We start from the raw sequence: 24,287 nt of genomic DNA, 5'->3' as shown, positions 1-24,287 counted from the left end.
ATGAACCACTTATTAGCAAAAACAAAAGGTAGAACAGGAGATTTTTTTAAAGTAATATCAAACGAAGAAATTTTCGCTCTTCCTGATGATTTAGATAATCCAATCGAATACAATTCAGATTATAAACTTGAAGATGATGAATGGTTTGCAATTGAAGCATTTTCAGAAAAAGAATATTGTATTGATTTTTTGACGCACCGATTTATTTCTACAGATTATAATCAACTTCCTGTAACAGCCTATAATAATATTAATTATTTATGTGCCTATCAAACAGGAATTTATTATTTTCAGAAATTAACTTCAAGTCAAGTAATACAAAAAAAATACTTTTCATGTTCTATTGCACCAACTTTGGTTGTGAATGAACCAATCATAGTAATAAATAATTATCCTGACGCCATTTATATAAAAACTGAAGATATTTTATATTTTAAAAGATTAACTTCGTTAACAACAATATTTAATGGAATTGATGAATTATATAAAGAAGCAACTCAAGAAGAAACAGAGGCGTTTTTGTTAAGTGACTTTATATCTCTTGATATTAATTATTCAGCAGAAAGCGTAAAAAAAGCAAACAGAAAAAGAATTGCAATGGCAATGGAAACTTTACAAAGATTTACTCCTATAGAAAAAAGCGAGATTTTTATATATATCAGAGAGTATTGTGAAGATTTGAACTTTGACGAAAATGACGAAAATTTTACAATTTCAACTGAAGATGAACTAAAAAAATTACTTTTTGGAATTGAGCAACGTTACTATACAACAAGGCAAGGAAACGAAAGAAGATTAGCTAATTCAGTTACAACTATTTAAATTAAAGACATTTCAAACTTAAAAGGCCGAACGCACAATCGAGTAGACGGGTCCGCCCCGAATAGGACGGACTGCGCCTCTCACACCACCGAACGTACGGGTCACGTATTCGGCGGTTCGCAAAGAGATGGGTTAAGTTCGATATAAACATCGGTTAATGATTGATACCCTTTTTGTTTTAAGCGCTTCAAAGTGATGGTAGACCCCAAAATTGGACTCTGAGCAATCGCCCAACCACCTTTTCGAGTCCGACTCCATGCATAGGCGTGGTCTTGGTCAATTCCTAGTCGTATGAGGTTTTTCCTTTTCCGTTCGGGTTTTTTCCAGTCGTGCCAAATGCAGTACCGAAGTCGGTTTCTTAACCAGCCATCTATGTCACGTAATTTTCCCATGATACTTGTTCCCCGAAAATAGTTTAACCATCCTCGCTGAATTTCGTTTATCTTGGCAATACGGTCTTCTAGTTTGACTGGTGCGGTTTTACGGCTAATGCTTTTGAGCTTTTCTTTTAGTTTCTTCCATGCTTTTTCTGCCACTACCAATTGATAATCGTTCTTGCTTCCTTTCTTGTAAGTTGGCACAAATCCGAATCCCAAAATCGTGAAGTGAACAGGACGTTTTATCCCGCTTTTCTCCTCGTTGATGGTCAGTTTGAGCTTTGTTTTCAAGAATTTAACAAGTGCTTGTGCTGTCGCTTTTGCCCCGTTGTGGCTCGTACAATAAATACTAAAATCATCGGCATAACGTACAAATTTGTATTTGCGTCTTGTCATTTCTTTGTCCAATTCATGGAGTAGAATATTCGACAATAACGGACTGAGTGGACTTCCTTGCGGAACGCCCTTGCGTCTTTTCTGTAGTTTTCCTTTGATTTGTATTGGCGCACGCAACCATTTTCGGATGAGTCGCATCGTAGTTTTACATTTCACTTTTCGATAGACTAAATTCAGTAATAAACAATGGTCTACTTCATCAAAGAAGTTCTTGAGGTCAATGTCCACAATGTGGTTCAACCCTTGATGGATGTAGTCCCGTGATTGTCCAACGGCTTGTCGGGCATTCTTGTTGGGGCGAAATCCAAAACTATTGCTACTAAACTCGGTTTCGAATAATGGTGCTATAACCTGCGATACGGCTTGTTGCAACACTCGGTCGGTAGTGGTAGGAACTCCCAAAAGACGGACTTTGCCGTTCCCCTTAGGAATTTCTACTCCCAAAATGGGTTGTGAGCAGTAGTTTCCGTTTGCAATATCTTCTAGCAGTTGTGGTTTTCGTTTCGGAAAACCTTCTTTGAGTTGGCTGACTTTTACGCCATCAACGCCTGCACTGCCTCGATTGGAAATAACATGTTCCAATGCTTTTTGAAGATTGTAAGGATGTACTACTCGTGCAATCATTTTGTTGTTTTAATCGGTTAACCTGTTCTTGTTTTTCAGGGCTATAACTTGCGTCATTCCGTTGAAAATTAAGAACCTCAATGCGTTCTGTCCTTCCTTGATTGTGAGACCTATGCAGTTTCTATTTGCAACTCGTTGCCACAAGTACTATGACTTCTGCTGACTTCTTGACCTAACCAACTCGTAGTTGTCAAGACCTCCCCCGGTAAGAGCTTCTTCCTTCCTCCGATTCCTGCGTCATCTACAAATCAACGATTTTGATAATCTTCGGACGTTACGTTGCTGTGGACGCTTATCCTCGTTAACTTGCCTCATATGACGTTCCTGTACGTCAGTACCGGATTTTGTCGTTTCGCTGCCTTCAGTGCATACCTCACGATAAACCACCTTGCGACGTACTAATGATTCGGGTTTTCAATCCGCTCATAAGGGACTTGCACCCTCTGGAAAAATATCAGACTGTAGGATTTGTTTTCTAATTCAAAATGTTTAATTTCGAATCGTGAACAAACGATTTACAATCTGCTTCCTGCTCATGCAGGGCACACACAGCCGTTTGGCGAGATTGGGGTTTTAGTGGAATTAACGTTTTTTATCATATCTTCGTTTCGGCAGAAAATACTCTGCTATAAAGTCCCCAACCTCGCCAAGCGCCAAGACGTTGGCAGATATTTTACCGCAGAAACCAGAAATTAACATATGGAATTAACTTCAATAAAAAATATTCGAGAAAAACGAGATGAAATTCGTGAGAAAATCAAATCTGTAAATTACAGCCAATTCAAAACAAACACCTACGGAAGTGAAAATGAATATACTTTCAAAGGTATTGTTGGAGGTCTTGATACTTTATTAATTGATATCTCAACACTGACAAAAGCTCCAAATAGATTTGTTGCTATTTCAACTTATACAGAAAGAAATAATATATACAATTATTTAAACTCTATAAATACATATTTTGAATCTCCAAATAATTACATTCCTCATTTTGAAGAATTAAAAATTCTTACACGGAATTTTAATGTCAGAGGAATTTCTGAAAGGCAAATTGAGTTTGAAAATGAAATAAGTAACGTTACCAAAATTAAACTTGAACTCCAAGATGAATTAAATGAAGTTAAAAAAATTAAAGCTGAAATTGAAAAAGATAATGAAAGTATAAATGAAAATATAGAATCCAGTAACGAAAAATTGGAGGAAATTGAAACTGAATTAGAAACAATAATTGCGAAAAAACTTGAACTGACAAAGCAAACCGAATCTTTAAAATCATACAATGAAGATTTAGTAATAGCAAAAGAAAAAGCAGACGATAATTTAGAAGAAATTGTCAATTCAATGACTGAAAGCAAATCCAATGAGAAGCTAATAACTTCTTTTGCTAATAAAGTTCAAGAACGAGAAAAACGATTAAGCGAATTGGAAGTTTTAACAAACGACAATAACCAAAAACTAATCAGTTACGAAACTGAAAGAAAAAAAATTTTATCAGAAGCTAATAATCTTGTTGAATCTGCCAAAAAAGCATTGAATTATAAAACCGCTGAAGGTATAAGCGCATCGTTTCAAGTTCAATACGAAAATGCAGATAATAGATGGGTCTTTGGAAGTTGGATTTTTGGAGCAATAATTTGTTTATTAGGTACAGTTGGTTTAGGTATTTGGATTTTACACACAATACCAAATGATATTGGAATATTAATTGCTCGAATTTCTTTATTACCATTACCTATTATTGGCGCAATATTTTGTGCAAACCAATATACAAAGCAAAAAAATATTATTGAGGATTATGCTTATAAAATGGTTTTAGCAAAATCAATAGTTGGCTTTTCGGAGCAATTGAAAAAGAATGGTACAGAAAATAATGAAGAATACATACATTATATCAAAACTGCATTAGAAGAAATACATAAAGACCCTTTAAGAAACAGAACTAAAACATCAAAAGAATCCAAAAGTGTACCTTCTAACTTATCTGAAATAGGGGAATTAGTTGAAAAAATTACAAAACTTATAAAAGTAGAGTAAAAAAAACATCTGCCAACCGCTGTTTTGATATAGCTGGAATTTAGTGGAATTATCGTTCCGCATCAAGTTTTCGTTAAGCCGAAAATTGAGCGGTTACGATTTTCCAGCCATCTCAAAGCAGCAAAACGTTAGCCGTCATCCTGTGAGCGACCTAGCGGACATTGAACGGACACACAAATCCGTCAATTTTTTATAATAAAACCCGTTGAAATTTCAGTAGTTTATTTTCCAATAATTTCTTTCCGAAAATGAACACCCCAATTTAAAATTTCATTAAGCAAATTTTTCATTGATTTGCCTAATGGTGTTAGCGAATACTCGACAGTTACTGGCATACTATCATAAAGCGTTCGTGTAATAATTTTGTTCGTTTCCAAAGCCTTCAATTCTTGCGACAGCATTTTTGGAGATATGTCGGCAATATCTCTTTGCAATTCACCAAAGCGTTTTTCGCCAAAAGTTAAAGCAATAATTATAGGTATTCGCCATTTTCCTTGTATTACTTCTAATGTATCTCTTGTTACCATTAATTTATGTTGGCAAATATCTTCTTTTTGATTCATATTAGGTTGATTTTTAAAATACTTACCTACAGGTAACTACTTACCTAAAAGTAACTACTATCTTTTATAAAGCAAAGTTATATAAATTTACACCATAATTAAACATTAAAAAAAATAAAAAAATTATGACAAATAGAACAATTTGGGCAATTGACCCACTACATTCAGATGTGCAATTTAAAATTAGACATTTAGTAATATCTACCGTAACAGGCACTTTCAGAAAATTTGACGGCAGAATTGTTAAAGAAGGAGACGATTTTAACAATGCCAAAGTAAATTTTAAGATTGATGTAAAAAGTATCGACACCAACCAATCACAGCGTGATGAACATTTACAAAGTGGCGATTTTTTTGCCGCAGACGAATTTCCTGAAATTACTTTTGAGTCCACATCGTTTGTAAACCAAGGCGGAAACGATTACAAAATGATTGGTAATTTAACAATGAAAGGAGTAACCAAAACTGTCGAGCTGAATGTAGAATATGGTGGCTCGGAAGATAATGGTCACGGTATTCTAAAACACGGCTTTGAAATAACAGGAACGGTAAACCGTATGGAATTTGGAATGACTTGGAATAAATTGACAGACACAGGTGGTTTAGGTTTGGGTGAAAATATTAAACTAATTGCAAACATTCAGGTGGCTGAATTGGTTGAAGAAGGGGTTGAAATAAAAGCGTAATTAAAAAATTATTAGACAAATAAAGTATTACCTGACTATTTACTTGTAAACTAAAAATCCTTGTTCAAATAAAAATTGGACAAGGATTTGTCATTTGAAATACCACTGCGAAAAAAGGACGAACGGCTAATCGAGTAGACGGGTCCGCCCCGAATAGGACGGACTGCGCCTCTCACACCACCGAACGTACGGGTCACGTATTCGGCGGTTCGCAAAGAGATGGGTTAAGTTCGATATAAACATCGGTTAATGATTGATACCCTTTTTGTTTTAAGCGCTTCAAAGTGATGGTAGACCCCAAAATTGGACTCTGAGCAATCGCCCAACCACCTTTTCGAGTCCGACTCCATGCATAGGCGTGGTCTTGGTCAATTCCTAGTCGTATGAGGTTTTTCCTTTTCCGTTCGGGTTTTTTCCAGTCGTGCCAAATGCAGTACCGAAGTCGGTTTCTTAACCAGCCATCTATGTCACGTAATTTTCCCATGATACTTGTTCCCCGAAAATAGTTTAACCATCCTCGCTGAATTTCGTTTATCTTGGCAATACGGTCTTCTAGTTTGACTGGTGCGGTTTTACGGCTAATGCTTTTGAGCTTTTCTTTTAGTTTCTTCCATGCTTTTTCTGCCACTACCAATTGATAATCGTTCTTGCTTCCTTTCTTGTAAGTTGGCACAAATCCGAATCCCAAAATCGTGAAGTGAACAGGACGTTTTATCCCGCTTTTCTCCTCGTTGATGGTCAGTTTGAGCTTTGTTTTCAAGAATTTAACAAGTGCTTGTGCTGTCGCTTTTGCCCCGTTGTGGCTCGTACAATAAATACTAAAATCATCGGCATAACGTACAAATTTGTATTTGCGTCTTGTCATTTCTTTGTCCAATTCATGGAGTAGAATATTCGACAATAACGGACTGAGTGGACTTCCTTGCGGAACGCCCTTGCGTCTTTTCTGTAGTTTTCCTTTGATTTGTATTGGCGCACGCAACCATTTTCGGATGAGTCGCATCGTAGTTTTACATTTCACTTTTCGATAGACTAAATTCAGTAATAAACAATGGTCTACTTCATCAAAGAAGTTCTTGAGGTCAATGTCCACAATGTGGTTCAACCCTTGATGGATGTAGTCCCGTGATTGTCCAACGGCTTGTCGGGCATTCTTGTTGGGGCGAAATCCAAAACTATTGCTACTAAACTCGGTTTCGAATAATGGTGCTATAACCTGCGATACGGCTTGTTGCAACACTCGGTCGGTAGTGGTAGGAACTCCCAAAAGACGGACTTTGCCGTTCCCCTTAGGAATTTCTACTCCCAAAATGGGTTGTGAGCAGTAGTTTCCGTTTGCAATATCTTCTAGCAGTTGTGGTTTTCGTTTCGGAAAACCTTCTTTGAGTTGGCTGACTTTTACGCCATCAACGCCTGCACTGCCTCGATTGGAAATAACATGTTCCAATGCTTTTTGAAGATTGTAAGGATGTACTACTCGTGCAATCATTTTGTTGTTTTAATCGGTTAACCTGTTCTTGTTTTTCAGGGCTATAACTTGCGTCATTCCGTTGAAAATTAAGAACCTCAATGCGTTCTGTCCTTCCTTGATTGTGAGACCTATGCAGTTTCTATTTGCAACTCGTTGCCACAAGTACTATGACTTCTGCTGACTTCTTGACCTAACCAACTCGTAGTTGTCAAGACCTCCCCCGGTAAGAGCTTCTTCCTTCCTCCGATTCCTGCGTCATCTACAAATCAACGATTTTGATAATCTTCGGACGTTACGTTGCTGTGGACGCTTATCCTCGTTAACTTGCCTCATATGACGTTCCTGTACGTCAGTACCGGATTTTGTCGTTTCGCTGCCTTCAGTGCATACCTCACGATAAACCACCTTGCGACGTACTAATGATTCGGGTTTTCAATCCGCTCATAAGGGACTTGCACCCTCTGGAAAAATATCAGACTGTAGGATTTGTTTTCTAATTCAAAATGTTTAATTTCGAATCGTGAACAAACGATTTACAATCTGCTTCCTGCTCATGCAGGGCACACACAGCGGTTTGCATAAATGGCGAAATATGTGGTAAATTCACGTTTATCTTTCGCAAGATATTTTATCTTAGCCGAAAATAATCGGTCACGAAGTTCGCCACTTCTGCAAGCCGCGACACGTTAGCAGTAATTGTACCAAAAAATCAGATTTTAATGAGAAATATTTTATTATTATTAACTTTGTCATTATTAATATTTAGCTGTGAAACTAAAAAATCGGAAGATTTTCATCCAGATATTATGAAACCAAATTGGGATGGAATAACACCTGAAAATATTAAATATAAATTTGGAGACGCTGTATCAATTTTTATTGATAAGCAATATTATATTGGAATAATAATGGATATTAACCAAGATAAAGCCGGAATATGGTATGGAATATGTCTTAGTGATTATAGAAGCATAATACCTAATCAAAAAAAAATTAATGAATTAAATTTCTTTGCTAGAAATATACCAAGTGGTTTTAGCGGAGATTGCGTAAGTTGCTATGACCTAAGTTATCTAAACGAAAATTCTGTCTCTAAAAACGTACGTGTTTTTGAAAATGTAAAAATTGATATTGACAAAATAAGCATTGGCGCATCAAGTCCTGCTAAAAATTTAAAGCAATTAGAAAATGATTATTTTAATGCAATAAAGGTTAGAAAGCAAAAACCAACAGAATGTGATGAAGAAATTTTAAATCCTAAAAGAGTTGCAGAAAGATATTTCAAAATAGAAAATGTGTTGATGGAATAAACAACTACTGCTAACAGCAAAGGTTTCGTTGGGCTTGAACAGCTAAGGTTTCGTTGGGCTTGAAAAGCCAACAATGAAACCGCGGTTGAACCCTTCGGCTATCGCTCAGGACAGGCTCACCGCTCTACTTCCGCCACTATGGGGATATCGATAAACAAGTTTAGGTAATTTAAGAGGACAAAGCGTCCTCTTTTTTTTTGAGCCTTAAATAGGCTGGTTTTATTGTATTTTCCTTCACATCATTGCATACGTGCCCTACCCACAAAACTAGTTTTTGCAGGCAGGTGATTTTTGGCTACTGCCAAGATACCAAACAGGCGGACCTCGCTGGTCGAACATTAGAATTGTGTGCAAATTGCCCGTTTTACAGCATTAACACTTTCTGATTTTCGATTCCTTAGCTACCTTTATTTGGGGTTTGACTTTTAGTTTTTCTTGTAAAACCTTTAGTTTCTCTCGTTTCCAATTGCTACTCAAAAAACCGTAATGCCGTATTTTCACAAATCCCTTAGGCAAAATATGCATCGCAAAACGGCGGATAAATTCCTCGTGTGTGAGGGTCATGCTCTTTCTTTGCCCATTTTGACGGTAGTCCTTGTAATGAAAACTTACATTTTGATCATCGATGCTTTTTAGTCGGTTGTTACTAATAGCGATTTTATGGGTGTAACGCCCCAGATATTCAACAACAGAGTTTGGATTTCCAAAAGGCTTCTTGGCAAATACCACCCAAGGTTTCTCCCAAAGTTGTTTCTTCACTCGGGTGTATTGATCGGGATCACACTGCTTCAAAGCATCACAGAATTTGCCTCGATACATCTTTGACAATGCTTTTACATTGTAGAGGTATTTTCCATCTCCTCGAATGTTTTTCCAGTTACCATCTTTGTCCACACCACCACCAGGCACAATGCAATGCAGGTGTGGATGCAAGGACAGGTTTTGTCCCCAACTGTGCAAAACAGCAATCATGCCAGATTGGATTTCTTTTCTTACTCCAAAAGTCTTTAGCGTCGCCCAAGCCGATTCGAACAATAAATTATACACCAATCTTGGATCCTTTATCACCAGCGGATTAATGCCTTCGGGCAAAGTGAAAACTACATGAAAATACGGCACGGGTAAGAGTTCTCTTTGCCGTGCTTGTATCCAATCTTCTCGGTTTTTACCTTGACATTTAGGACAATGCCGATTGCGGCAGGAGTTGTAACTAATACTGATGTTTCCGCAACTATCACAAGCATCAATATGCCCGCCCAAAGCCGCCGTACGACACCTACGAACTGCCGATAAGGTGCGCAATTGCCAAGTATTAAGTCCTAAATTCTCAATCTTTGTCCCGAGTTTTTCTAAAACATGGGCTACTTCACTTCGGCTTGGCTCAGTGCAGGCTACTTCTTGCGACACTTGGCAAACAAAGTATCGAGTGGACTAAAAGCTTTTTGAGTGTCGAGTTGGGCGATGTGCAAGTACTCCATTGTGGTCTCAATTTGTTCGTGTCCCAAAAGGTTTTTTAAGCTCACAATATCGAGTCCATCCTCGAGTAAGTGCGTTGCAAAAGTGTGTCGGAGCGTGTGTACGCAAACCTCTTTGGTGATGCCAGCAGCTTTACTGGCTTGTTTTACTGCCCATTGCACGCCACGTTGCGAATAACGAGAGTCAAAACCTGTGCTGAGCGTAGACGAAGTATCGCCTCCAGCACGAGCTACAGGTTGCCCGTTGAAGAGGTAGGTTTTTGGTTTTTCGGCTTCGATATATACTTTTAGTACCCTAATAAGATGCTCTGATAGCGGCACATAGCGGTCTTTTTTGCCTTTTCCCTGAACTACTTTGAGTTGCTGACGGTCAAAATCAACCCCGATAGCTATCGGGGTTGCAAGCGCACCGATCGCGCTTCCATGCAACGAAGTCCACAGCCGTACAAAAGTCCGATTAGGACTTTGTGTTTTAGCAAATGACAACTCTTGAGCATCCGCCAAACTTCTTCTTTACTGAGTACGGTAGGGAGTTTTTTCTCGTGCTTAATCGAAGGTAAATGCAAATACTCATAAGGCAATCCTTCGGACTTGAGTAGAAATCTCAGTCCATAAACACAATGTTTAAAGTAAGTCTGAGAAGGTGTTTTGCCTGCCTGCCGGCCAGGCAGGGATCGTTTTTGCAGCATAAACAAGTACTCCTGTACTTGCTCTACATCCAATTCTGTTGGAATCTTTCCAAAATGCAACGCCATCGAAGCAACATGGCGGGAGTAGTTGGAAAATGTACTTTGACTGCGTCCTAATACCGAAATTGTTCTCTCAAATCGATTCAACAAGGCTTCAAAATCAGGTACGTTTCGTATGGCCTGATTGATGATTTTGTTGTACTTTAATTCTTCTAGTGGTTTTTTTTATTCATCTTATAAAGTTTTTATTTACTTTTACAAAGGACTGCTATTTAACTCAATACACTACCGAAGGTTTAGTTCAACAGCCGTTTTGCAAAAGATTTGGGCATTTGGCTGAATTTAAAAATGGTTTTGTACTTGATAAATTGTGTTTAATGGAAAAAACTCGCATCTTTATTCCCCAACTACTACAAGCGCCAAGACGATATATAAGATTATTTCACAACATCTCGGAAAATAGAAATAAATCACAATTAAATGAAATTGAGATAAAAAATATATTACATTTGTATTATGTTAGTTACAAGGCAAGACATATTATTTTTGAGTAATTTATCAACGACTAAAGAATTAGTTGCAGTTGATTCAATTCCTAGTGCCTTTATAAGTGATTTTAAATTATACTTTTTTGGTAAAACGCTTATGAAAAAAGACGAACTTCTTTTCGCCTACCCACACGATGTTAAAGTTTGGATACGTTTTATGTTTAATAAATATAATGGATAATTTTAATGCTTCCAAATTACTTATTGAAATTTAATGAGGCTCTTTTATTATTTCAGAATAAATTTCCTAGATTAGAATGGGGTGAAGATTTTAAGTCTTCACTTATAAATGATTATACATTTTATTCCGCAAGAGTTGAAGATTCAAAATTAGAGTACGGAGACACAATTCGTTTTCTAAATAACGAAACAATAAGAGGTATTAATTTTAATTCCCTAATGAATGTTTCTGAACATCAAAGTGTTTTAAAAAATGTTTTAGATAATTTTCAAAATTTTCAATTAACAGAAGATGCTATTAAAAATATTCATCGAAGTTTAATGAATAATCCATTAGCTTGGGAAACTGAGTTTAAACCTGAACTTGTTGGGAATTATAGAAATATTCCGACAGTTGGATCAAGAGAACCTTTTTTTGAAAATAAAGAATATGCACCACATTATAATTTAGAATTTATAATGGCATCATATATAGATATGTTCAATGACAGAATAAACCAAATTGACAATAATGATGCTGAAAAACATTTACTTACAAGAATTGCATATTTCCATAATAAATTTTTAAATGATATTCATCCATTTGCTGATGGTAATGGGAGAGTTTGTAGAATAATTGTAGGAGCAATATTAATGAAAAATAATTGTGCACCTATTTTTCCCGAAATTGTAACACAAGAAGAACAGATAGAGTATATAAGTACAATTGTAAAATGCGAACAAAATAAAAATGATGAGTTATTAGTAGAATATTTTGCAAAAGGAATGGCTAAATATTTATTAAAAAGAGTGATGGAGAAATTATAACCTCACATATCAGCAAAGGTTTCGTTGGACTTGAAAAGCCAACACCCGAGCGATAGCGAACGGACGAAGTAATGAAACCGCAGTTGAACCCTTCGGCTATCGCTCAGGACAGGCTCACCCCTCTACTTCCGCCACTATGGGGATATCGATAAACAAGTTTAGGTAATTTTGGAGGACAAAACGTCCTCTTTTTTTTGAGGGGTACGTTAAGATGGTTTTATAGTGTTTTCCTTCACCGTTTAACACAAATGCCTTACCCACAAAACTAGCTTTTGCAGGCAGGTGATTTTTGGCTACTGCCAAGATACCAAACAGGCGGACCTCGCTGGTCGAACATTAGAATTGTGTGCAAATTGCCTGTTTTACAGCATTGACACTTTCTAATTTTCGATTCCTTAGCTACCTTTATTTGGGGTTTAACTTTTAGTTTTTCTTGTAAAACCTTTAATTTCTCTCGCTTCCAATTACTACTCAAAAAACCGTAATGCCTTATTTCTACAAAATCCTTTAGGCAAAATAGTTGCCTCCAAACTAGAATAAAACAGCTGATTGCGCAATATTCATGTGATATGCCGCATAGTTAAGTGTATAACTTTTCTGTCGAGTACTTTAATTATTTAAGTATATTTGGGAGAAGTAAACGGAAGTTTTTTCACAGACTGACGTTGTATGCTATTTCAAAAAAACGCTACTGAAACAAAAAAACATCAATTAATGAAATACCATGCCCACCTCGAAAACAATTTAAATAGTGAAATAGTATCGATTTTTGATGTGAAAAATGGGTTAAATTCAAAATTTCCAAAAATTTGGGAAAATCGTGAGTATTATTCATTATCTCATTTCACACCAATGAAAGCCGTTGTCAACACAAAATCAAAAACACCTCATTTTGCTTTTAAAAATGGCGGTGGTGGAAATGAAAATTCAGGAACGGGAGAAAGTATTGAACATCAGCTTTCTAAAGAAATAATTTACGATAAAAAGTCATTAAAATTAAAGATTGGCGAAATACAAGATACTCTGATGTTTTCTGAAATATTTATTGAAAAACCTTTTGAAAATGGACTTTTTAGAACTGACTTATATGCTAAGATAAAGGAAAACAACAAATTTGAATTACCTGTTGATTCATTTCTAATAATAGAAATTCATAAAACAAACAAAGTAACTAAAACAAAACAACAATTTTTTAGAGATAATAATTATGCCGCTATTGAAATCGACCTTTATAAAGAAATAAAGTTTGATAATGATTTAAATAAACTATATAGACAACTTTCAGGATATTTTGACAAAGAAAGATACGCAAGAACTTTACACAACCCGAATTATATAAAACAAAAAATAGAGAGAGAAAGAAAAGTAGAAGAAAAAAGGTTACTTCAATTAAAAAATGAAAGTTCCAAACAATCAAAAATTGAAATTAAAAATGAGCCAGTAATTATCGTTAGAAAAGTTGAAACTGCTAAAGTCCAATCACAAGAAGAAAATTTTAATGCAACTCAAATAGAAGAGAAAAAAAATATATTTGCAAGAATTTTAAATTTTATTCTGAGAAAATAAAGAAACAGCATAAAACAGGAAAGATTTCGTTGGGCTTGAAAAGCCAACAATGAAATCCCGATCGCGCAGCAATATAGATAATAGGTTGCGCAGTCCCCACCACTTCGAGATACCTGTACCCACAGATAAATTCAACTCAGAAACAAATTATATTAAACCAAGCGAGATATAGCAAACCGTGATCGCTTTACGCAAATCCTGACAGGCGCTTCGTAGCAGTGATCTCATCAATTGGGTTTGTTAATCAAATACATACAGCAACTTCGATTTCGATAACAAAAAATTACAATTAATATTCTAGCGTTTTTAGTTTTTATACGTAAATTAGCTAGAAAAAGATATAAATTATTAATCAAATCAAATTACTATGAAAAAGCTAGCTATGTTGGGTTTACTGTCAATTGCCTTAGGATTTCAAAGCTGTAAAAATAAAGACGCTGATAAAACGGAAGACACAACTGTAATGGCAAAGACGTTGAGTAAGGAATGCTTTAAAGCAGTTTACGAAGCTGATACGCTTGATCTACAAATAAATACACTTGAAGGCGGAAAAATTAGCGGTACAATGGACATGAATATTGCTAATATGCCTAAGAAATCAGGGGAACTAGTGGGTGAATTTAGCGGCGATACTTTGTATGCGAGTTATACCTTCACACAAGGCGCTAATAAAAAAGTTACTTTCAAAAATCCAATGGCTTTCTTGAAACGCGGTACAGAATTAATCCTTGGTAATGGGCAAATTGCCACTTCAATGGGGGCATCTTATTTTGTAAAAGGAACCAAAATTGATTATGATAATGTAAAATATAAATTTTCTCCAATAGAATGTATGGAGATTAAACCTAACGAATAATCGTTGTAAAATATTTTAGTCCAAAAATTGCAGTACAAATTAAAAAAAGTATTTCAATTTTGGCGATCTGTAGAGTGATTGTACAATAGTAAATCACTTTATAAAAAAATGGCACTCGCTTCAAGCAAGTGCCATTTTTATTATTAGGTAGGAGTAGTTTTCATTATCTATAAGTACTCTTTATCTATATTCGAAACAATTTAGTAAACTACAAACCTTATTCCTTGACGATAATAAAGGATCCTTTGACACCTGTATCCCAGTTTTCCCAATAGTCGGATCGAACAAGTTTGCCTGTGTCGTCATAAATCTGGAATTCTGCCGTGTTCCCACCGAGCGTACCACGGTTCAAAGCTTCGAGTTCAAAAGTATTTATACCCTCTTTAAAATAAATAGTGAAGGTTTTGTATGAGTTCTGAAGCAACAAACGTTGTTCAACTGTTTGATTATTGAGTGTTGCCTTGATTAAATCACCATCAATTTCTCCAAAATCACGACATTTAATTACAAAAAACTTTGATTTGGTACGTATGTCTCCAAAGTTAACATCAATTTTCACAAGATTGCGAGGATCAAATTTCATTCCGCGATTGACTAACGATTTCTCTAAACTTTGGCTCAATCGATCTTTTAGCACCTGCCCTGGATCATCAAAGTCAGGTTTTTTTACAATCATCGAAAAAGGCTCTGGTTCGATTCCGTTCGAATAAGTCGGATCCTCTGTAATGGGCTTTGCTTTCTTGGGGTCAATTGTAGGAACCACCGCAAAAGGATCTTTGTCATCTATTTTCTTTGGTGCTTCTTTGGCCTTCGCTTTTGGCGGAATAGCCTGCGGCGGAATCACCTTGAAAGTTTTGCTACCCTCAAACTGTGCATAACCCGAAGTGGATATACCCAAAATAAAAATAAAAAAAAGAAGCTGCTTCATATCCTTTAATTGATGACTCAATCTGTTTTAATTTTTTCAAAAATATAAACTCCCACAGTATAATTGCTGTTTGTTGTCTATTTTAACTTTAATTTATTACCTCAATTTTATTCCAATTACACTTGCAATTCGGCTGATTTTCAGTGAATGGTACAAAAGAACAAGTAAACCTTAATTCCTGATCTGCCAACAAAAACTGTATTCTTTTCAGCTACCTGCAAAGTAATTCTTTCATCCAAAGAGTTAATTTCGATAAAAAACAAATAAGCCTATATTATTTCCTTCCGATACGAATTTGCTATTAACCTGAAAAGCTTTCACAAATATCATTTTTTAAACGAAATGTACCGTTTGATTATTGACATTTTTTTATAAATTGCAAAAAATATACCAAAATACAGTTCATAACACAACACACTAATAATCAGACTAAAAAAAATTAAAATGAAAAGAGAAAACATCCTTACAGGTTCACCTTGGGAAGATAAAATGGGATATTGTCGTGCAGTACGCATAGGAAACATCATTGAAGTATCGGGTACGGTAGCGATTATTGATGGCGAAAATGTAAAAGCTGATGATGCACATGCACAAACATTAAACATCTTGGAGCGAGTTGAAAAAGTATTACAGGACCTGAATGCTAGTATGAGCGATGTGATTCGTACTCGTATTTTTACTACTGATGTAAGTACTTTTGAGGCCGTTGCTACTGCTCATGCCACTTTTTTCAAGGACATCAAACCTACAACTGGTTTTTACGGAATCAATCAATTGGTTGCTCCAGAATATTTGGTTGAAATTGAATTAACTGCTGTTCTTTCTGAATAAATTAAACATTTGGACTGCATTCCTACTTTAAAACAAATTAATGTTAGAAAAAGTCACTACTACACTGCCTATCATGCTCAAATGGTTATTCATTTGTGTTTTGATAGGCATTTTTTCGGGTTCTGCCTCTGCTTTTTTCTTGGTTACCTTAGAATGGGTAACCCAGGTTAGGATTCAAAATTCATGGATCATTTGGCTATTACCGTTTGGAGGTTTAATTATTGGTCTTGGTTATCATTATTATGGAGGTACAGTTGTACGAGGTAATAATTTACTGCTCGAAGAATATGACAATCCCAAAACTGTAATTCCGCTCAAAATGGCGCCATTTGTACTTGTAGGTACATTGATTACACATCTTTTTGGAGGATCGGCTGGACGTGAAGGTACGGCCGTACAAATGGGTGGCGCTATTGCAGATCAATTTCAAGCACTTTTTAAACTAGAAAACATTGAGCGACGCACCCTTATTGTCATGGGGATTAGCGCTGGATTTGCCTCAATCTTTGGAACACCTTGGGCAGGTGCTCTATTTGCCATCGAAGTACTCTATTGCAGTAAAATTGATTTTAAAACCATCCTACTTTCCTTTATTGTGGCCTTTGTTGCCTATTTCACAGTAGAAGTTTGGGCCGTCAAACATACCCACTACAGCATTCCCGAAGTGCCTAGTTGGACACCTACATTACTTATGTGGGCAGTGGTAGCCAGCATCTATTTCGGATTTGCCGCAATGGCTTTTTCTAGAACAACACATTTTTGGGGGAGAACATTTAGTAAATACATTTCTTACCCACCCTTACGTCCTGTGGTTGGTGGACTTGTTTTGGTACTAGCTATTCATTTTTTTAATGTTCAAAAATTTGTAGGACTCGGCGTTCCGGTCATTGTAGAAGCGTTTAATAATCCTAGCGCTAATTTTGACTTTCTATTAAAAATTCTTTTCACCGGATTTACACTGGGTTGCGGTTTTAAAGGAGGCGAAGTTACACCACTATTTTTTGTTGGTGCAACACTTGGCAGCGCACTCTCTATGGTGGTTCCGCTACCAATCGCCTTACTAGCAGGTATGGGATTTGTAGCCGTATTTTCGGGTGCTACACATACACCTATAGCATGTACTGCGATGGGGCTCGAACTTTTTGGCATGGAAAGTGGTTGGTATATTGCGCTAGCCTGTGGTATTGCTTATTTGGCTTCGGGATCTATTGGTATCTACAGTTCACAAAATTCAAAAGGAGTAAAATACCATTTGTATGAGCGTTTTAGAAAGAGAAATTTGAAGAATTTGTAATATTTAAAAATCGTGTTAATTTTAAAAACCAACTCAGTTTTACATTAAAAAAATGTAAATTCGCACACTATGAAAATACAAGACATACAAGCTATACAGCTATTATTAGCGACTCCAAAAAAAATTGCAATTATTCCGCATCGCGGGCCAGACGGTGATGCTATGGGCTCTACCCTAGCCTTATACCATTTTTTATTACAATTCAATCACCAAGCGGTAGTAATTGCTCCAAACGAATTTCCAGATTTCTTGGCGTGGTTGCCTGGTTCAGAAACCGTTCAAATTTTCGAAAAAGAGAAAGATAAATGTACTCAGATACTAAATGAAGCAGATCTAGTTTTTACTTTAGATTTTAATGCTTTCCACCGTGTTGGCGAAGAAATGGAGAAAGTTTTGGCAAGTTTGACCACGACCTTCATCATGATTGACCACCACCAAAAACCAGATGATTATGCCAAATTTGTCTATTCAGACACTTCTATTGGCTCAACCTGCGAGATGATCTTCAACTTTATCTCTTTATTAGGAGAAGTTGCCTCGATCGACAAAACAATTGGAACTTGCATCTATACCGGAATCCTTACCGATTCGGGCTCTTTTAAATTTCCGGGAACAACAGGAAACACCCATCGTATTGTTGCTCAACTGATTGACTTGGGAGTAGAAAATACTCAGATTCCAAATCTACTTTTCGATAATAGTTCGTACAGCCGTTTGCAACTGTTAGGCCGTGCTTTACAAAACATGAAAATTCTTGATAAGCATCATGCATCCTACACAACGCTAACACAAGATGAACTGGACAGTTTCAATTATATCAAAGGCGATACAGAAGGAATTGTGAATTATGGTTTGAGCATCAAAGGAATTCATTTGACCGCTATTTTTATCGAAAATAAAGACGAGGAAATCATCAAGATTTCGTTTCGTTCACAAGGAGATTTCGATGTAAATCAATTCGCAAGAGATCACTTTAATGGTGGTGGGCATCGCAACGCTGCTGGTGGAAAATCTGATGTTTCAATGGAAGAAACGGTTGCTAAATTCGAATCAATAGTAAGTCAATTAAACTAGAGTACTTATGAAAATCAAAATCGCAATAGGATTACTGCTTTCGATACTAACCATTGGTTGCAAAAACAATCAAGAGGCAAGACGACCGATATCACATTCATCTGGGACTTTTATGAAAAAGTCTATCGATAAAAACAAAAAATTGATTGCTAGCGAAGAACAGCAAATTAAAAATATCATCAAGAATGATGGCAAAACTCCTTATACAGCATCAAGTAAAGGATATTGGTACAGTTACACCACAAAAAATGTAACGGATACCATCACACCAAAGAAAGGTGATGTTGCTTTCTTCTCTTATGAAATTAAGGATTTATCGAATAAAATTATTTATTCAGAATTAGAATTGCGTCCGCAAACGTATTATGTTGACAAACAAGATATATTAATTGGACTGCGTGACGGAATAAAATTGATGCACCGTGGTGAAGAGGTAAACTTTCTATTTCCTTCGCACAAAGCCTACGGATATAGAGGCGACACCAAAAAAATTGGTTCTAATACACCTTTGTTAATTACTGTAAAACTACGAGATTTTAAATCTGAAGTTGCGTATAAAAAAGAACAATCCGATAAAGTAAAAAGAGACCTAGAAGCACAAAAAAATGCAGAAACGGAATCAAATGCAGTACCAAAAACACCTAAATCAACTCCAAAACCTAACGATACTATAAACTAACAAACCGATGAAAAAAAATATTTTATACTTGTTATTACTTGCCATAACCTTTGTTTCTTGTAAAGAAGAGAACAGCAACTTACCTGATGGTTTGTATGCCAAAATAGAAACAGACAGAGGCGAAATAATAGTAGAACTAAATTATACCAAAGCTCCTATTACAGTTGCTAACTTCGTGACTTTGGCCGAAGGAAAAAACAAGTTTGTGACCAATGACCACCTAAAAGAAAGACCTTTTTATGACGGACTTCGTTTTCACCGTGTGATTAGTGATTTCATGGTGCAAACAGGAGATCCACTTGGAACAGGTTCTGGTGATGCGGGTTACAAATTTAAAGACGAAATTACAGATTTGCGCTTTGAAGATGCTGGTGTTCTTGCGATGGCAAACAACGGACCTTCAACCAACAGCAGTCAGTTCTTTATCACACATCTACCTACTCCTTGGCTTGATGGAAAACATACCATATTTGGTCATGTAGTAGAAAAAGGAATGGAAACGGTGAATAAAATTCAGCAAGGCGATTTTATCAAAAAAATTACTATTATTCGAAAAGGAGAAGCAGCAAAAAAATTCAATGCTGAAAAAACTTTTTACGATTATTTCTCTGTGGAAGCAGACAAGCAAAAACAAAAACTAGCAGCTTTGACTGTAGCGGATTCTAAATATAAAGAAGTACGTCAAGATAAAACCGATTATTTTAATGCTTTAAAATCAAAGGCATCAAAAACATCTACAGGTTTAAAATATGTGATTACCAAAAAATCTGGAGGAAAGAAACCTGCAAAAGGAGCAGCATTAAACATTCATTATGCTGGTTTTCTGGAAGATGGTCATTTGTTTGACACAAGTATAGAAAACGTAGCGCAAACCTTTGGGAAATTTAATCCAGCTAGAGCTGAAGCCCAACAATACATCCCAATTCCTTTTGTAGCGGGTAAAAAAGATGGAATGATTCCTGGTTTTATCGAAGGATTAGAAAAATTATCTTATGGTGACAAAGCCGTATTATTTATCCCTTCACACTTAGCTTATGGAGCTGGTGGCGCTGGAGATGTAATTCCGCCCAATGCCAATATTATTTTTGAAATTGAATTAATGGATAACCAACAATAAAAAAAAGACCTTTTAAATCTACAAAATGAAATTAAAACTTTTATGCCTCCTTTTTTTAGGAGTAGTGAGCCTACAAGCACAAACAGTAAAGAAAAAAGTTGTTGCAAAAAAAACAACTACAACTGCTAAACCTATTGCAAAGAAACCGGTAATAACAGACGGCATTTTTGCTACCATTGAAACCCCAAAAGGTGCTATTGTTTTGGCATTAGAATATAAAAAAACACCTGTAACAGTAGCCAACTTTATTTCCTTGGCCGAAGGAACAAATCCTTTTATTAAGGACGAAAAATTGAAAGGAAAACCATTTTACAACGGATTAAAATTTCATAGAGTTATTAATGATTTCATGATTCAAGGTGGTGACCCACAAGGTACAGGCGCTGGAGATCCAGGATACTCTTTTAAAGATGAATTTATTCCTGACCTATCCTTTGACAAAGGCGGAATATTAGCCATGGCAAATTCTGGACCAAAAACCAACGGTAGCCAATTCTTTATCACCCACAAAGACACACCATGGTTGAATCAAAAACATACCGTATTTGGTCATGTGACACAAGGAATGGATGTTGTGAATAAGATCACACAAAATGATGTAATCACCAAAATCACCATCAACAAAGTGGGATCCGAAGCCAAAAAATTTGATGCAGCCAAAGTATTTGCTGCCTACTTCAATAATAAAGCTGAAGACGAGAAAAAACAAGCGCTAGTTGATGAAGAGAACAGAAAGATGGCACTTCAAAAAATCGAAGATGAGAAGAAAGCTTATATTGAGAAATATGCACCTGTAATCGCAGCTAAAAAGGCTTATATAGCCGATGTAAAAGCGACTGCAACGACTACTCCATCTGGATTGGCATACAAAATCATAAACAAAGGATCTGGTGTTAAACCAGCCGTAGGGTCAACTTTGTATTTTCATTATGCAGGTTACCTAGAAGACGGTGCCTTATTTGATACAAGCTACGAAGAATTAAGTAAAACTTACGGTCAACACAATCCGAACCGTGCTGCTCAAAACGGATACCAGCCTTTTCCTTATGAATTAGGAAAGAAAGACAGCATGATTCCAGGTTTTACAGAAGCTATTGAATTGATGACGTATGGTGAGAAAATCATCGCTATCCTCCCTTCAAAATTAGCTTATGGTGAAAGTGGTGCTGGAGGTGTTATTCCGCCAAACGCAACATTAGTTTTCGAAATAGAGGTTTTCCAGAATAAACCGGAACCGACTAAATAGAAATTTATCAAAAAAATAAAAAACTCCCAAAACTAAAATTTTTAGTCTTGGGAGTTTTTTTTGCTACATTAAAAAGTATAACATTCATCAATAACCCGATAGGGAAATTTCAGTTTAATCCACAAAAAAAGCCTTGAATTTCTTCAAGGCTTTTACTTTCTGGGTGGAAGACGGGGCTCGAACCCGCGACCCTCGGTACCACAAACCGATGCTCTAACCAACTGAGCTACAACCACCATTTGTATTGCGGTTGCAAAGATACAACTAAACTTGATATCTGCAAACGTTTTTACAAAAATAATTCAATAAAATCACTTCAAATCACCTAAGCTATTGACTGCCAAATATCTTTCTACTGTAAAACCTTCTGCATATTCTACTCCTGATAGTCTTCCTAGGTCTCTTGAGCGATAATTGATACTTTCAAGAAAGGTTTTTGACGAAATTGGAGACTCTGGTTCTTTCGAATTTGGGTCATAAAATTGCGAACGGTACGCTAAGATAGCAGCTTCTTTCACTTTTTCATACCCCGTTATATCAACGACAAAGTCTGGTACTATATTTTTCCATTGAATATAATGATAAACTAGCTTTGGTCGCCATGCTTCTTGTTGCACTCCCTCTAGTGTGGTTTCGATCATTCGTAAGCCCGACAAAAAACAAGCATCAGAAACTAACTTACTCCCTTTTCCGTGATCGATATGACGGTCGTCGACCGCATTGCACAAAACGATCTCTGGTTTGTACTTTCGAATCATTTCTATCACCTGCATTTGGTGTTTTTCATCATTGATAAAGAAACCATCACGCATCTCCAAATTTTCACGAACAGACACGCCCATGATCTTTGCTGCATCGGTTGCTTCTTGATCTCTAATTTCGGCCGTACCACGAGTCCCTAGTTCTCCTCGGGTTAAATCTACAATACCGACTTTTTTTCCTAATGCAATTTCTTTTACGATGGTTCCAGAACAACCTAACTCGATATCATCAGGGTGAGCTCCAAAAGCTAAAATATCTAATTTCATTTTCTTCTTCTATTTAATTGTAATGCTTATTTTGTTTTTCGACCTCGCAACTTGGTAAAATTGTTTCGCCAAAAATATTCCTCTATTATATTTATAAAACACGTTTCATTGTCGTAGCCTTGTTTACGCTTTCCTTCCACTCTTTTTCGGGCACACTATCTTTGGTGATACCGCAACCTATGTACAAATGCGCTTCTTTATTCTTGATATTCATGCATCGCAAATTAACATACAAATCTGACTTGCTTTGGTGCTTATCAAATTCTTTAATATTCAATTCGCCCAAAAACCCCGTATAATAACTTCGGTCATAATTTTCGTTAGCTAAAATAAATGCTTTGGCTTTTTCTTTGGGCAAGCCACATACTGCTGGTGTGGGATGCAATACCTTGACCACGTCGCTTAAATTAGAATTTTTATTAATTACACCTTCAATATCGGTGATAATATGCAAAAGCTTCCCCGCCTTCAATGTATACGGACTCGAAACAGCTACTTCTGAGGTTTTATCTTTCAGATTTTCTAAAATAAAATCAGTCACAATCTGCTGTTCTTCCTTTTCTTTTGGTTTCCACTCCACATTATCAATATCATCGCCAATTTTGGTTCCAGCCAATGCCATGGTATAGAATCGTTTTTTGTTGGCTTTTAATAAACGTTCGGGTGTAGCACCCATCCATAAACCAATTTTGGGATGGTACCAACAGTAACAAAACGCACTAGGATAATACTGAATCAATTTTTTAAAAACGGTTACCAGATCAAAATCAGGCACAGCAACAACTTCTTCTCTCGAAGCCACTACTTTGTGAAAATCACCATTAGCTATTCCTTGAATTCCCTTTCGAACTAAATTTTCAAAATACTGCTTAGAGTCTACATCGTCCTCGCTTGCTACTTCGATATCATTAACTGAAAAATCTTTGGATAACGAAATTTTCGTTTCCCAACGTACCGACTCTTCCTTTGGAATAAGCAACATTTGATTTCCGTCAAAAGGCGCAAAAACAAATCCTCGTTCCTTGAAGTTTTCTGCAAAATACAGATGATCATTATTTTGAAAAAAACCAACCAATTTCTTTTTATTTGGTTTTTTAAAAAGAACAAAAGGCAAATCTTGCGCTTCCTGCTGCTTTACTTTTATAAAAAAATCAATCATATTTTTATGAACTAATGGTTTTGTAAATTCTACTTATTTAACCTGTGGCTTTTTATCCAGAACGATATTGGAAAGTTTACATAGCGAAATAAGTTCTCCTGCTTCATTGGTGATTTTAATTTCCCAAAGATGAATCGTTCTTCCTTTATGTATTAATTTTGCGGTGCCATAAACAAATCCTTCACGAATACTCTTGAGGTGATTGGCTGATATTTCGATACCTCGTACTTCTTGTTCTTTCGCATTTATAAAAAAATGAGAGGCTGTACTACCTACACTTTCTGCCAAGGCTACCGATGCGCCTCCGTGAAGCAATCCCATGGGCTGATGCACAGTAGGTGTTACAGGCATACGCGCTACCAAAAAATCCTCACCAGCATCTATATACTCAATATTCAAAGTTTCCATCAAAGTGTTTTTGGAAATAGCGTTGCATTGTTCCAGCATTTTCGCTTTGTCTAATGTCATAGATTTTTATTTTATAGAATGTAAAAATAAGGAAAAGTTACCTAGCAAAATAATAATTG

22 protein-coding genes, 1 tRNA gene and 2 pseudogenes are annotated in these 24,287 nt (G+C 36.2%); 14 read left to right on the top strand and 11 right to left on the bottom strand.

The annotated features are described in order from the left end of the window. Nucleotides 1–822 carry a hypothetical protein gene (locus FFWV33_RS10170; protein WP_108740802.1) on the top strand — a complete coding sequence of 274 codons (822 nt, stop codon included), beginning with the start codon at nucleotides 1–3 and terminating at the stop codon, nucleotides 820–822. Nucleotides 823–923: 101 nt separating this feature from the next. Here FFWV33_RS10170 and ltrA (FFWV33_RS10165) read toward each other — a convergent pair whose 3' ends face one another. Continuing rightward, on the bottom strand, nucleotides 924–2,219 hold the full coding sequence (ltrA, locus tag FFWV33_RS10165; protein WP_108739491.1) for a group II intron reverse transcriptase/maturase: 1,296 nt from the start codon (nucleotides 2,217–2,219) through the stop codon (nucleotides 924–926). A gap of 699 nt (nucleotides 2,220–2,918) precedes the next feature. On the opposite strand from ltrA (FFWV33_RS10165), the gene FFWV33_RS10160 reads away from it, so the two are divergent. Continuing rightward, complete coding sequence (locus FFWV33_RS10160; RefSeq protein ID WP_108740801.1) at nucleotides 2,919–4,253, top strand: hypothetical protein; 1,335 nt, start codon at nucleotides 2,919–2,921, stop codon at nucleotides 4,251–4,253. A 221-nt stretch (nucleotides 4,254–4,474) separates the two neighbouring features. Here the strand turns inward: FFWV33_RS10160 and FFWV33_RS10155 are convergent, their stop codons facing one another. Further along, nucleotides 4,475–4,816 carry a winged helix-turn-helix transcriptional regulator gene (locus FFWV33_RS10155; protein ID WP_108740800.1) on the bottom strand — a complete coding sequence of 114 codons (342 nt, stop codon included), beginning with the start codon at nucleotides 4,814–4,816 and terminating at the stop codon, nucleotides 4,475–4,477. 125 nt (nucleotides 4,817–4,941) lie between these two features. On the opposite strand from FFWV33_RS10155, the gene FFWV33_RS10150 reads away from it, so the two are divergent. Then, entirely contained in the window at nucleotides 4,942–5,502 is a 561-nt protein-coding gene (locus FFWV33_RS10150; protein WP_108740799.1) for a YceI family protein, read from the top strand. 193 nt (nucleotides 5,503–5,695) lie between these two features. Here FFWV33_RS10150 and ltrA (FFWV33_RS10145) read toward each other — a convergent pair whose 3' ends face one another. Next, entirely contained in the window at nucleotides 5,696–6,991 is a 1,296-nt protein-coding gene (ltrA, locus tag FFWV33_RS10145; RefSeq protein ID WP_108739491.1) for a group II intron reverse transcriptase/maturase, read from the bottom strand. A 701-nt stretch (nucleotides 6,992–7,692) separates the two neighbouring features. On the opposite strand from ltrA (FFWV33_RS10145), the gene FFWV33_RS10140 reads away from it, so the two are divergent. After that, complete coding sequence (locus tag FFWV33_RS10140; RefSeq protein ID WP_108740798.1) at nucleotides 7,693–8,283, top strand: hypothetical protein; 591 nt, start codon at nucleotides 7,693–7,695, stop codon at nucleotides 8,281–8,283. Between the two features lie 267 nt (nucleotides 8,284–8,550). On the opposite strand, the pseudogene FFWV33_RS10135 reads toward FFWV33_RS10140, so the two are convergent. Then, nucleotides 8,551–9,690, bottom strand: a pseudogene (locus FFWV33_RS10135) (IS91 family transposase). After that, nucleotides 9,675–10,079: a tyrosine-type recombinase/integrase gene (locus FFWV33_RS19520; protein ID WP_245891469.1), complete on the bottom strand. Its 405-nt coding sequence runs from the start codon at nucleotides 10,077–10,079 to the stop codon at nucleotides 9,675–9,677. Before FFWV33_RS19520 ends, FFWV33_RS10135 begins: the two are co-directional and overlap by 16 nt. Nucleotides 10,080–10,963: 884 nt before the next feature. Between FFWV33_RS19520 and FFWV33_RS10125 the strand changes: the two genes are divergently transcribed. Next, a complete protein-coding gene (locus tag FFWV33_RS10125) occupies nucleotides 10,964–11,176 on the top strand; it encodes a hypothetical protein (RefSeq protein ID WP_108740797.1) in 213 nt (70 codons plus the stop codon). A 5-nt stretch (nucleotides 11,177–11,181) separates the two neighbouring features. Beyond that, nucleotides 11,182–11,982: a Fic family protein gene (locus FFWV33_RS10120; protein ID WP_108740796.1), complete on the top strand. Its 801-nt coding sequence runs from the start codon at nucleotides 11,182–11,184 to the stop codon at nucleotides 11,980–11,982. A gap of 265 nt (nucleotides 11,983–12,247) precedes the next feature. Here FFWV33_RS10120 and FFWV33_RS19515 read toward each other — a convergent pair. Then, nucleotides 12,248–12,490 (bottom strand): annotated as a pseudogene (locus FFWV33_RS19515) (IS91 family transposase); the annotation flags it as partial. A gap of 206 nt (nucleotides 12,491–12,696) precedes the next feature. On the opposite strand from FFWV33_RS19515, the gene FFWV33_RS10110 reads away from it, so the two are divergent. Together FFWV33_RS10110 and FFWV33_RS10105 are read left to right on the top strand one after the other, a co-directional pair. Next, nucleotides 12,697–13,548, top strand: coding sequence for a hypothetical protein (locus FFWV33_RS10110; RefSeq protein ID WP_159086005.1), 852 nt, complete (start codon nucleotides 12,697–12,699; stop codon nucleotides 13,546–13,548). A 367-nt stretch (nucleotides 13,549–13,915) separates the two neighbouring features. After that, the gene (locus tag FFWV33_RS10105) at nucleotides 13,916–14,404 is read left to right on the top strand and encodes a hypothetical protein (RefSeq protein WP_108740794.1); all 489 of its coding nucleotides are present in this window, start codon (nucleotides 13,916–13,918) and stop codon (nucleotides 14,402–14,404) included. A 217-nt stretch (nucleotides 14,405–14,621) separates the two neighbouring features. On the opposite strand, the gene FFWV33_RS10100 is transcribed toward FFWV33_RS10105, so the two are convergent. Further along, nucleotides 14,622–15,332 carry a hypothetical protein gene (locus FFWV33_RS10100; protein WP_108740793.1) on the bottom strand — a complete coding sequence of 237 codons (711 nt, stop codon included), beginning with the start codon at nucleotides 15,330–15,332 and terminating at the stop codon, nucleotides 14,622–14,624. 444 nt (nucleotides 15,333–15,776) lie between these two features. Between FFWV33_RS10100 and FFWV33_RS10095 the strand changes: the two genes are divergently transcribed. From FFWV33_RS10095 to FFWV33_RS10070, 6 genes are all read left to right on the top strand, one after another. Then, nucleotides 15,777–16,163, top strand: coding sequence for a RidA family protein (locus tag FFWV33_RS10095; RefSeq protein WP_108740792.1), 387 nt, complete (start codon nucleotides 15,777–15,779; stop codon nucleotides 16,161–16,163). Nucleotides 16,164–16,203: 40 nt separating this feature from the next. Then, nucleotides 16,204–17,457: a voltage-gated chloride channel family protein gene (locus FFWV33_RS10090; protein WP_108740791.1), complete on the top strand. Its 1,254-nt coding sequence runs from the start codon at nucleotides 16,204–16,206 to the stop codon at nucleotides 17,455–17,457. Nucleotides 17,458–17,526: 69 nt separating this feature from the next. Further along, entirely contained in the window at nucleotides 17,527–18,531 is a 1,005-nt protein-coding gene (locus FFWV33_RS10085) for a DHH family phosphoesterase (RefSeq protein WP_108740790.1), read from the top strand. 7 nt (nucleotides 18,532–18,538) lie between these two features. Next, a complete protein-coding gene (gene gldI / locus FFWV33_RS10080) occupies nucleotides 18,539–19,210 on the top strand; it encodes a gliding motility-associated peptidyl-prolyl isomerase GldI (RefSeq protein ID WP_108740789.1) in 672 nt (223 codons plus the stop codon). Nucleotides 19,211–19,217: 7 nt separating this feature from the next. Continuing rightward, nucleotides 19,218–20,327 carry a peptidylprolyl isomerase gene (locus FFWV33_RS10075; protein WP_108740788.1) on the top strand — a complete coding sequence of 370 codons (1,110 nt, stop codon included), beginning with the start codon at nucleotides 19,218–19,220 and terminating at the stop codon, nucleotides 20,325–20,327. A 25-nt stretch (nucleotides 20,328–20,352) separates the two neighbouring features. Beyond that, nucleotides 20,353–21,573, top strand: coding sequence for a peptidylprolyl isomerase (locus FFWV33_RS10070; protein ID WP_108740787.1), 1,221 nt, complete (start codon nucleotides 20,353–20,355; stop codon nucleotides 21,571–21,573). Nucleotides 21,574–21,734: 161 nt separating this feature from the next. Here FFWV33_RS10070 and FFWV33_RS10065 read toward each other — a convergent pair. From FFWV33_RS10065 to FFWV33_RS10050, 4 genes are all read right to left on the bottom strand, one after another. After that, a tRNA-His gene (locus FFWV33_RS10065) sits at nucleotides 21,735–21,810 on the bottom strand. 74 nt (nucleotides 21,811–21,884) lie between these two features. Next, nucleotides 21,885–22,601 carry a bacillithiol biosynthesis deacetylase BshB1 gene (gene bshB1, locus FFWV33_RS10060; protein WP_108740786.1) on the bottom strand — a complete coding sequence of 239 codons (717 nt, stop codon included), beginning with the start codon at nucleotides 22,599–22,601 and terminating at the stop codon, nucleotides 21,885–21,887. Nucleotides 22,602–22,692: 91 nt separating this feature from the next. Then, complete coding sequence (locus tag FFWV33_RS10055) at nucleotides 22,693–23,760, bottom strand: isochorismate synthase (protein ID WP_108740785.1); 1,068 nt, start codon at nucleotides 23,758–23,760, stop codon at nucleotides 22,693–22,695. 33 nt (nucleotides 23,761–23,793) lie between these two features. Beyond that, entirely contained in the window at nucleotides 23,794–24,228 is a 435-nt protein-coding gene (locus tag FFWV33_RS10050) for a PaaI family thioesterase (RefSeq protein WP_108740784.1), read from the bottom strand. Nucleotides 24,229–24,287 lie beyond the last annotated feature (59 nt).

It is taken from the genome of Flavobacterium faecale (genome assembly GCF_003076455.1).
Lineage (GTDB): Bacteria > Bacteroidota > Bacteroidia > Flavobacteriales > Flavobacteriaceae > Flavobacterium > Flavobacterium faecale.
The sequence above is the reverse complement of the archived record's forward strand: the minus strand, read 5'-3'. Positions and strand labels throughout refer to the sequence as shown.

Bases quoted from the DNA above. Each gene is read 5' to 3' on its own strand.
- FFWV33_RS10170 (WP_108740802.1), top strand. From the start codon at position 1: ATGAACCACTTATTAGCAAAAACAAAAGGTAGAACAGGAGATTTTTTT.
- ltrA (WP_108739491.1), bottom strand. From the start codon at position 2,219: ATGATTGCACGAGTAGTACATCCTTACAATCTTCAAAAAGCATTGGAA.
- FFWV33_RS10160 (WP_108740801.1), top strand. From the start codon at position 2,919: ATGGAATTAACTTCAATAAAAAATATTCGAGAAAAACGAGATGAAATT.
- FFWV33_RS10155 (WP_108740800.1), bottom strand. From the start codon at position 4,816: ATGAATCAAAAAGAAGATATTTGCCAACATAAATTAATGGTAACAAGA.
- FFWV33_RS10150 (WP_108740799.1), top strand. From the start codon at position 4,942: ATGACAAATAGAACAATTTGGGCAATTGACCCACTACATTCAGATGTG.
- ltrA (WP_108739491.1), bottom strand. From the start codon at position 6,991: ATGATTGCACGAGTAGTACATCCTTACAATCTTCAAAAAGCATTGGAA.
- FFWV33_RS10140 (WP_108740798.1), top strand. From the start codon at position 7,693: ATGAGAAATATTTTATTATTATTAACTTTGTCATTATTAATATTTAGC.
- FFWV33_RS10125 (WP_108740797.1), top strand. From the start codon at position 10,964: ATGTTAGTTACAAGGCAAGACATATTATTTTTGAGTAATTTATCAACG.
- FFWV33_RS10120 (WP_108740796.1), top strand. From the start codon at position 11,182: ATGCTTCCAAATTACTTATTGAAATTTAATGAGGCTCTTTTATTATTT.
- FFWV33_RS10110 (WP_159086005.1), top strand. From the start codon at position 12,697: ATGAAATACCATGCCCACCTCGAAAACAATTTAAATAGTGAAATAGTA.
- FFWV33_RS10105 (WP_108740794.1), top strand. From the start codon at position 13,916: ATGAAAAAGCTAGCTATGTTGGGTTTACTGTCAATTGCCTTAGGATTT.
- FFWV33_RS10100 (WP_108740793.1), bottom strand. From the start codon at position 15,332: ATGAAGCAGCTTCTTTTTTTTATTTTTATTTTGGGTATATCCACTTCG.
- FFWV33_RS10095 (WP_108740792.1), top strand. From the start codon at position 15,777: ATGAAAAGAGAAAACATCCTTACAGGTTCACCTTGGGAAGATAAAATG.
- FFWV33_RS10090 (WP_108740791.1), top strand. From the start codon at position 16,204: ATGTTAGAAAAAGTCACTACTACACTGCCTATCATGCTCAAATGGTTA.
- FFWV33_RS10085 (WP_108740790.1), top strand. From the start codon at position 17,527: ATGAAAATACAAGACATACAAGCTATACAGCTATTATTAGCGACTCCA.
- gldI (WP_108740789.1), top strand. From the start codon at position 18,539: ATGAAAATCAAAATCGCAATAGGATTACTGCTTTCGATACTAACCATT.
- FFWV33_RS10075 (WP_108740788.1), top strand. From the start codon at position 19,218: ATGAAAAAAAATATTTTATACTTGTTATTACTTGCCATAACCTTTGTT.
- FFWV33_RS10070 (WP_108740787.1), top strand. From the start codon at position 20,353: ATGAAATTAAAACTTTTATGCCTCCTTTTTTTAGGAGTAGTGAGCCTA.
- bshB1 (WP_108740786.1), bottom strand. From the start codon at position 22,601: ATGAAATTAGATATTTTAGCTTTTGGAGCTCACCCTGATGATATCGAG.
- FFWV33_RS10055 (WP_108740785.1), bottom strand. From the start codon at position 23,760: ATGATTGATTTTTTTATAAAAGTAAAGCAGCAGGAAGCGCAAGATTTG.
- FFWV33_RS10050 (WP_108740784.1), bottom strand. From the start codon at position 24,228: ATGACATTAGACAAAGCGAAAATGCTGGAACAATGCAACGCTATTTCC.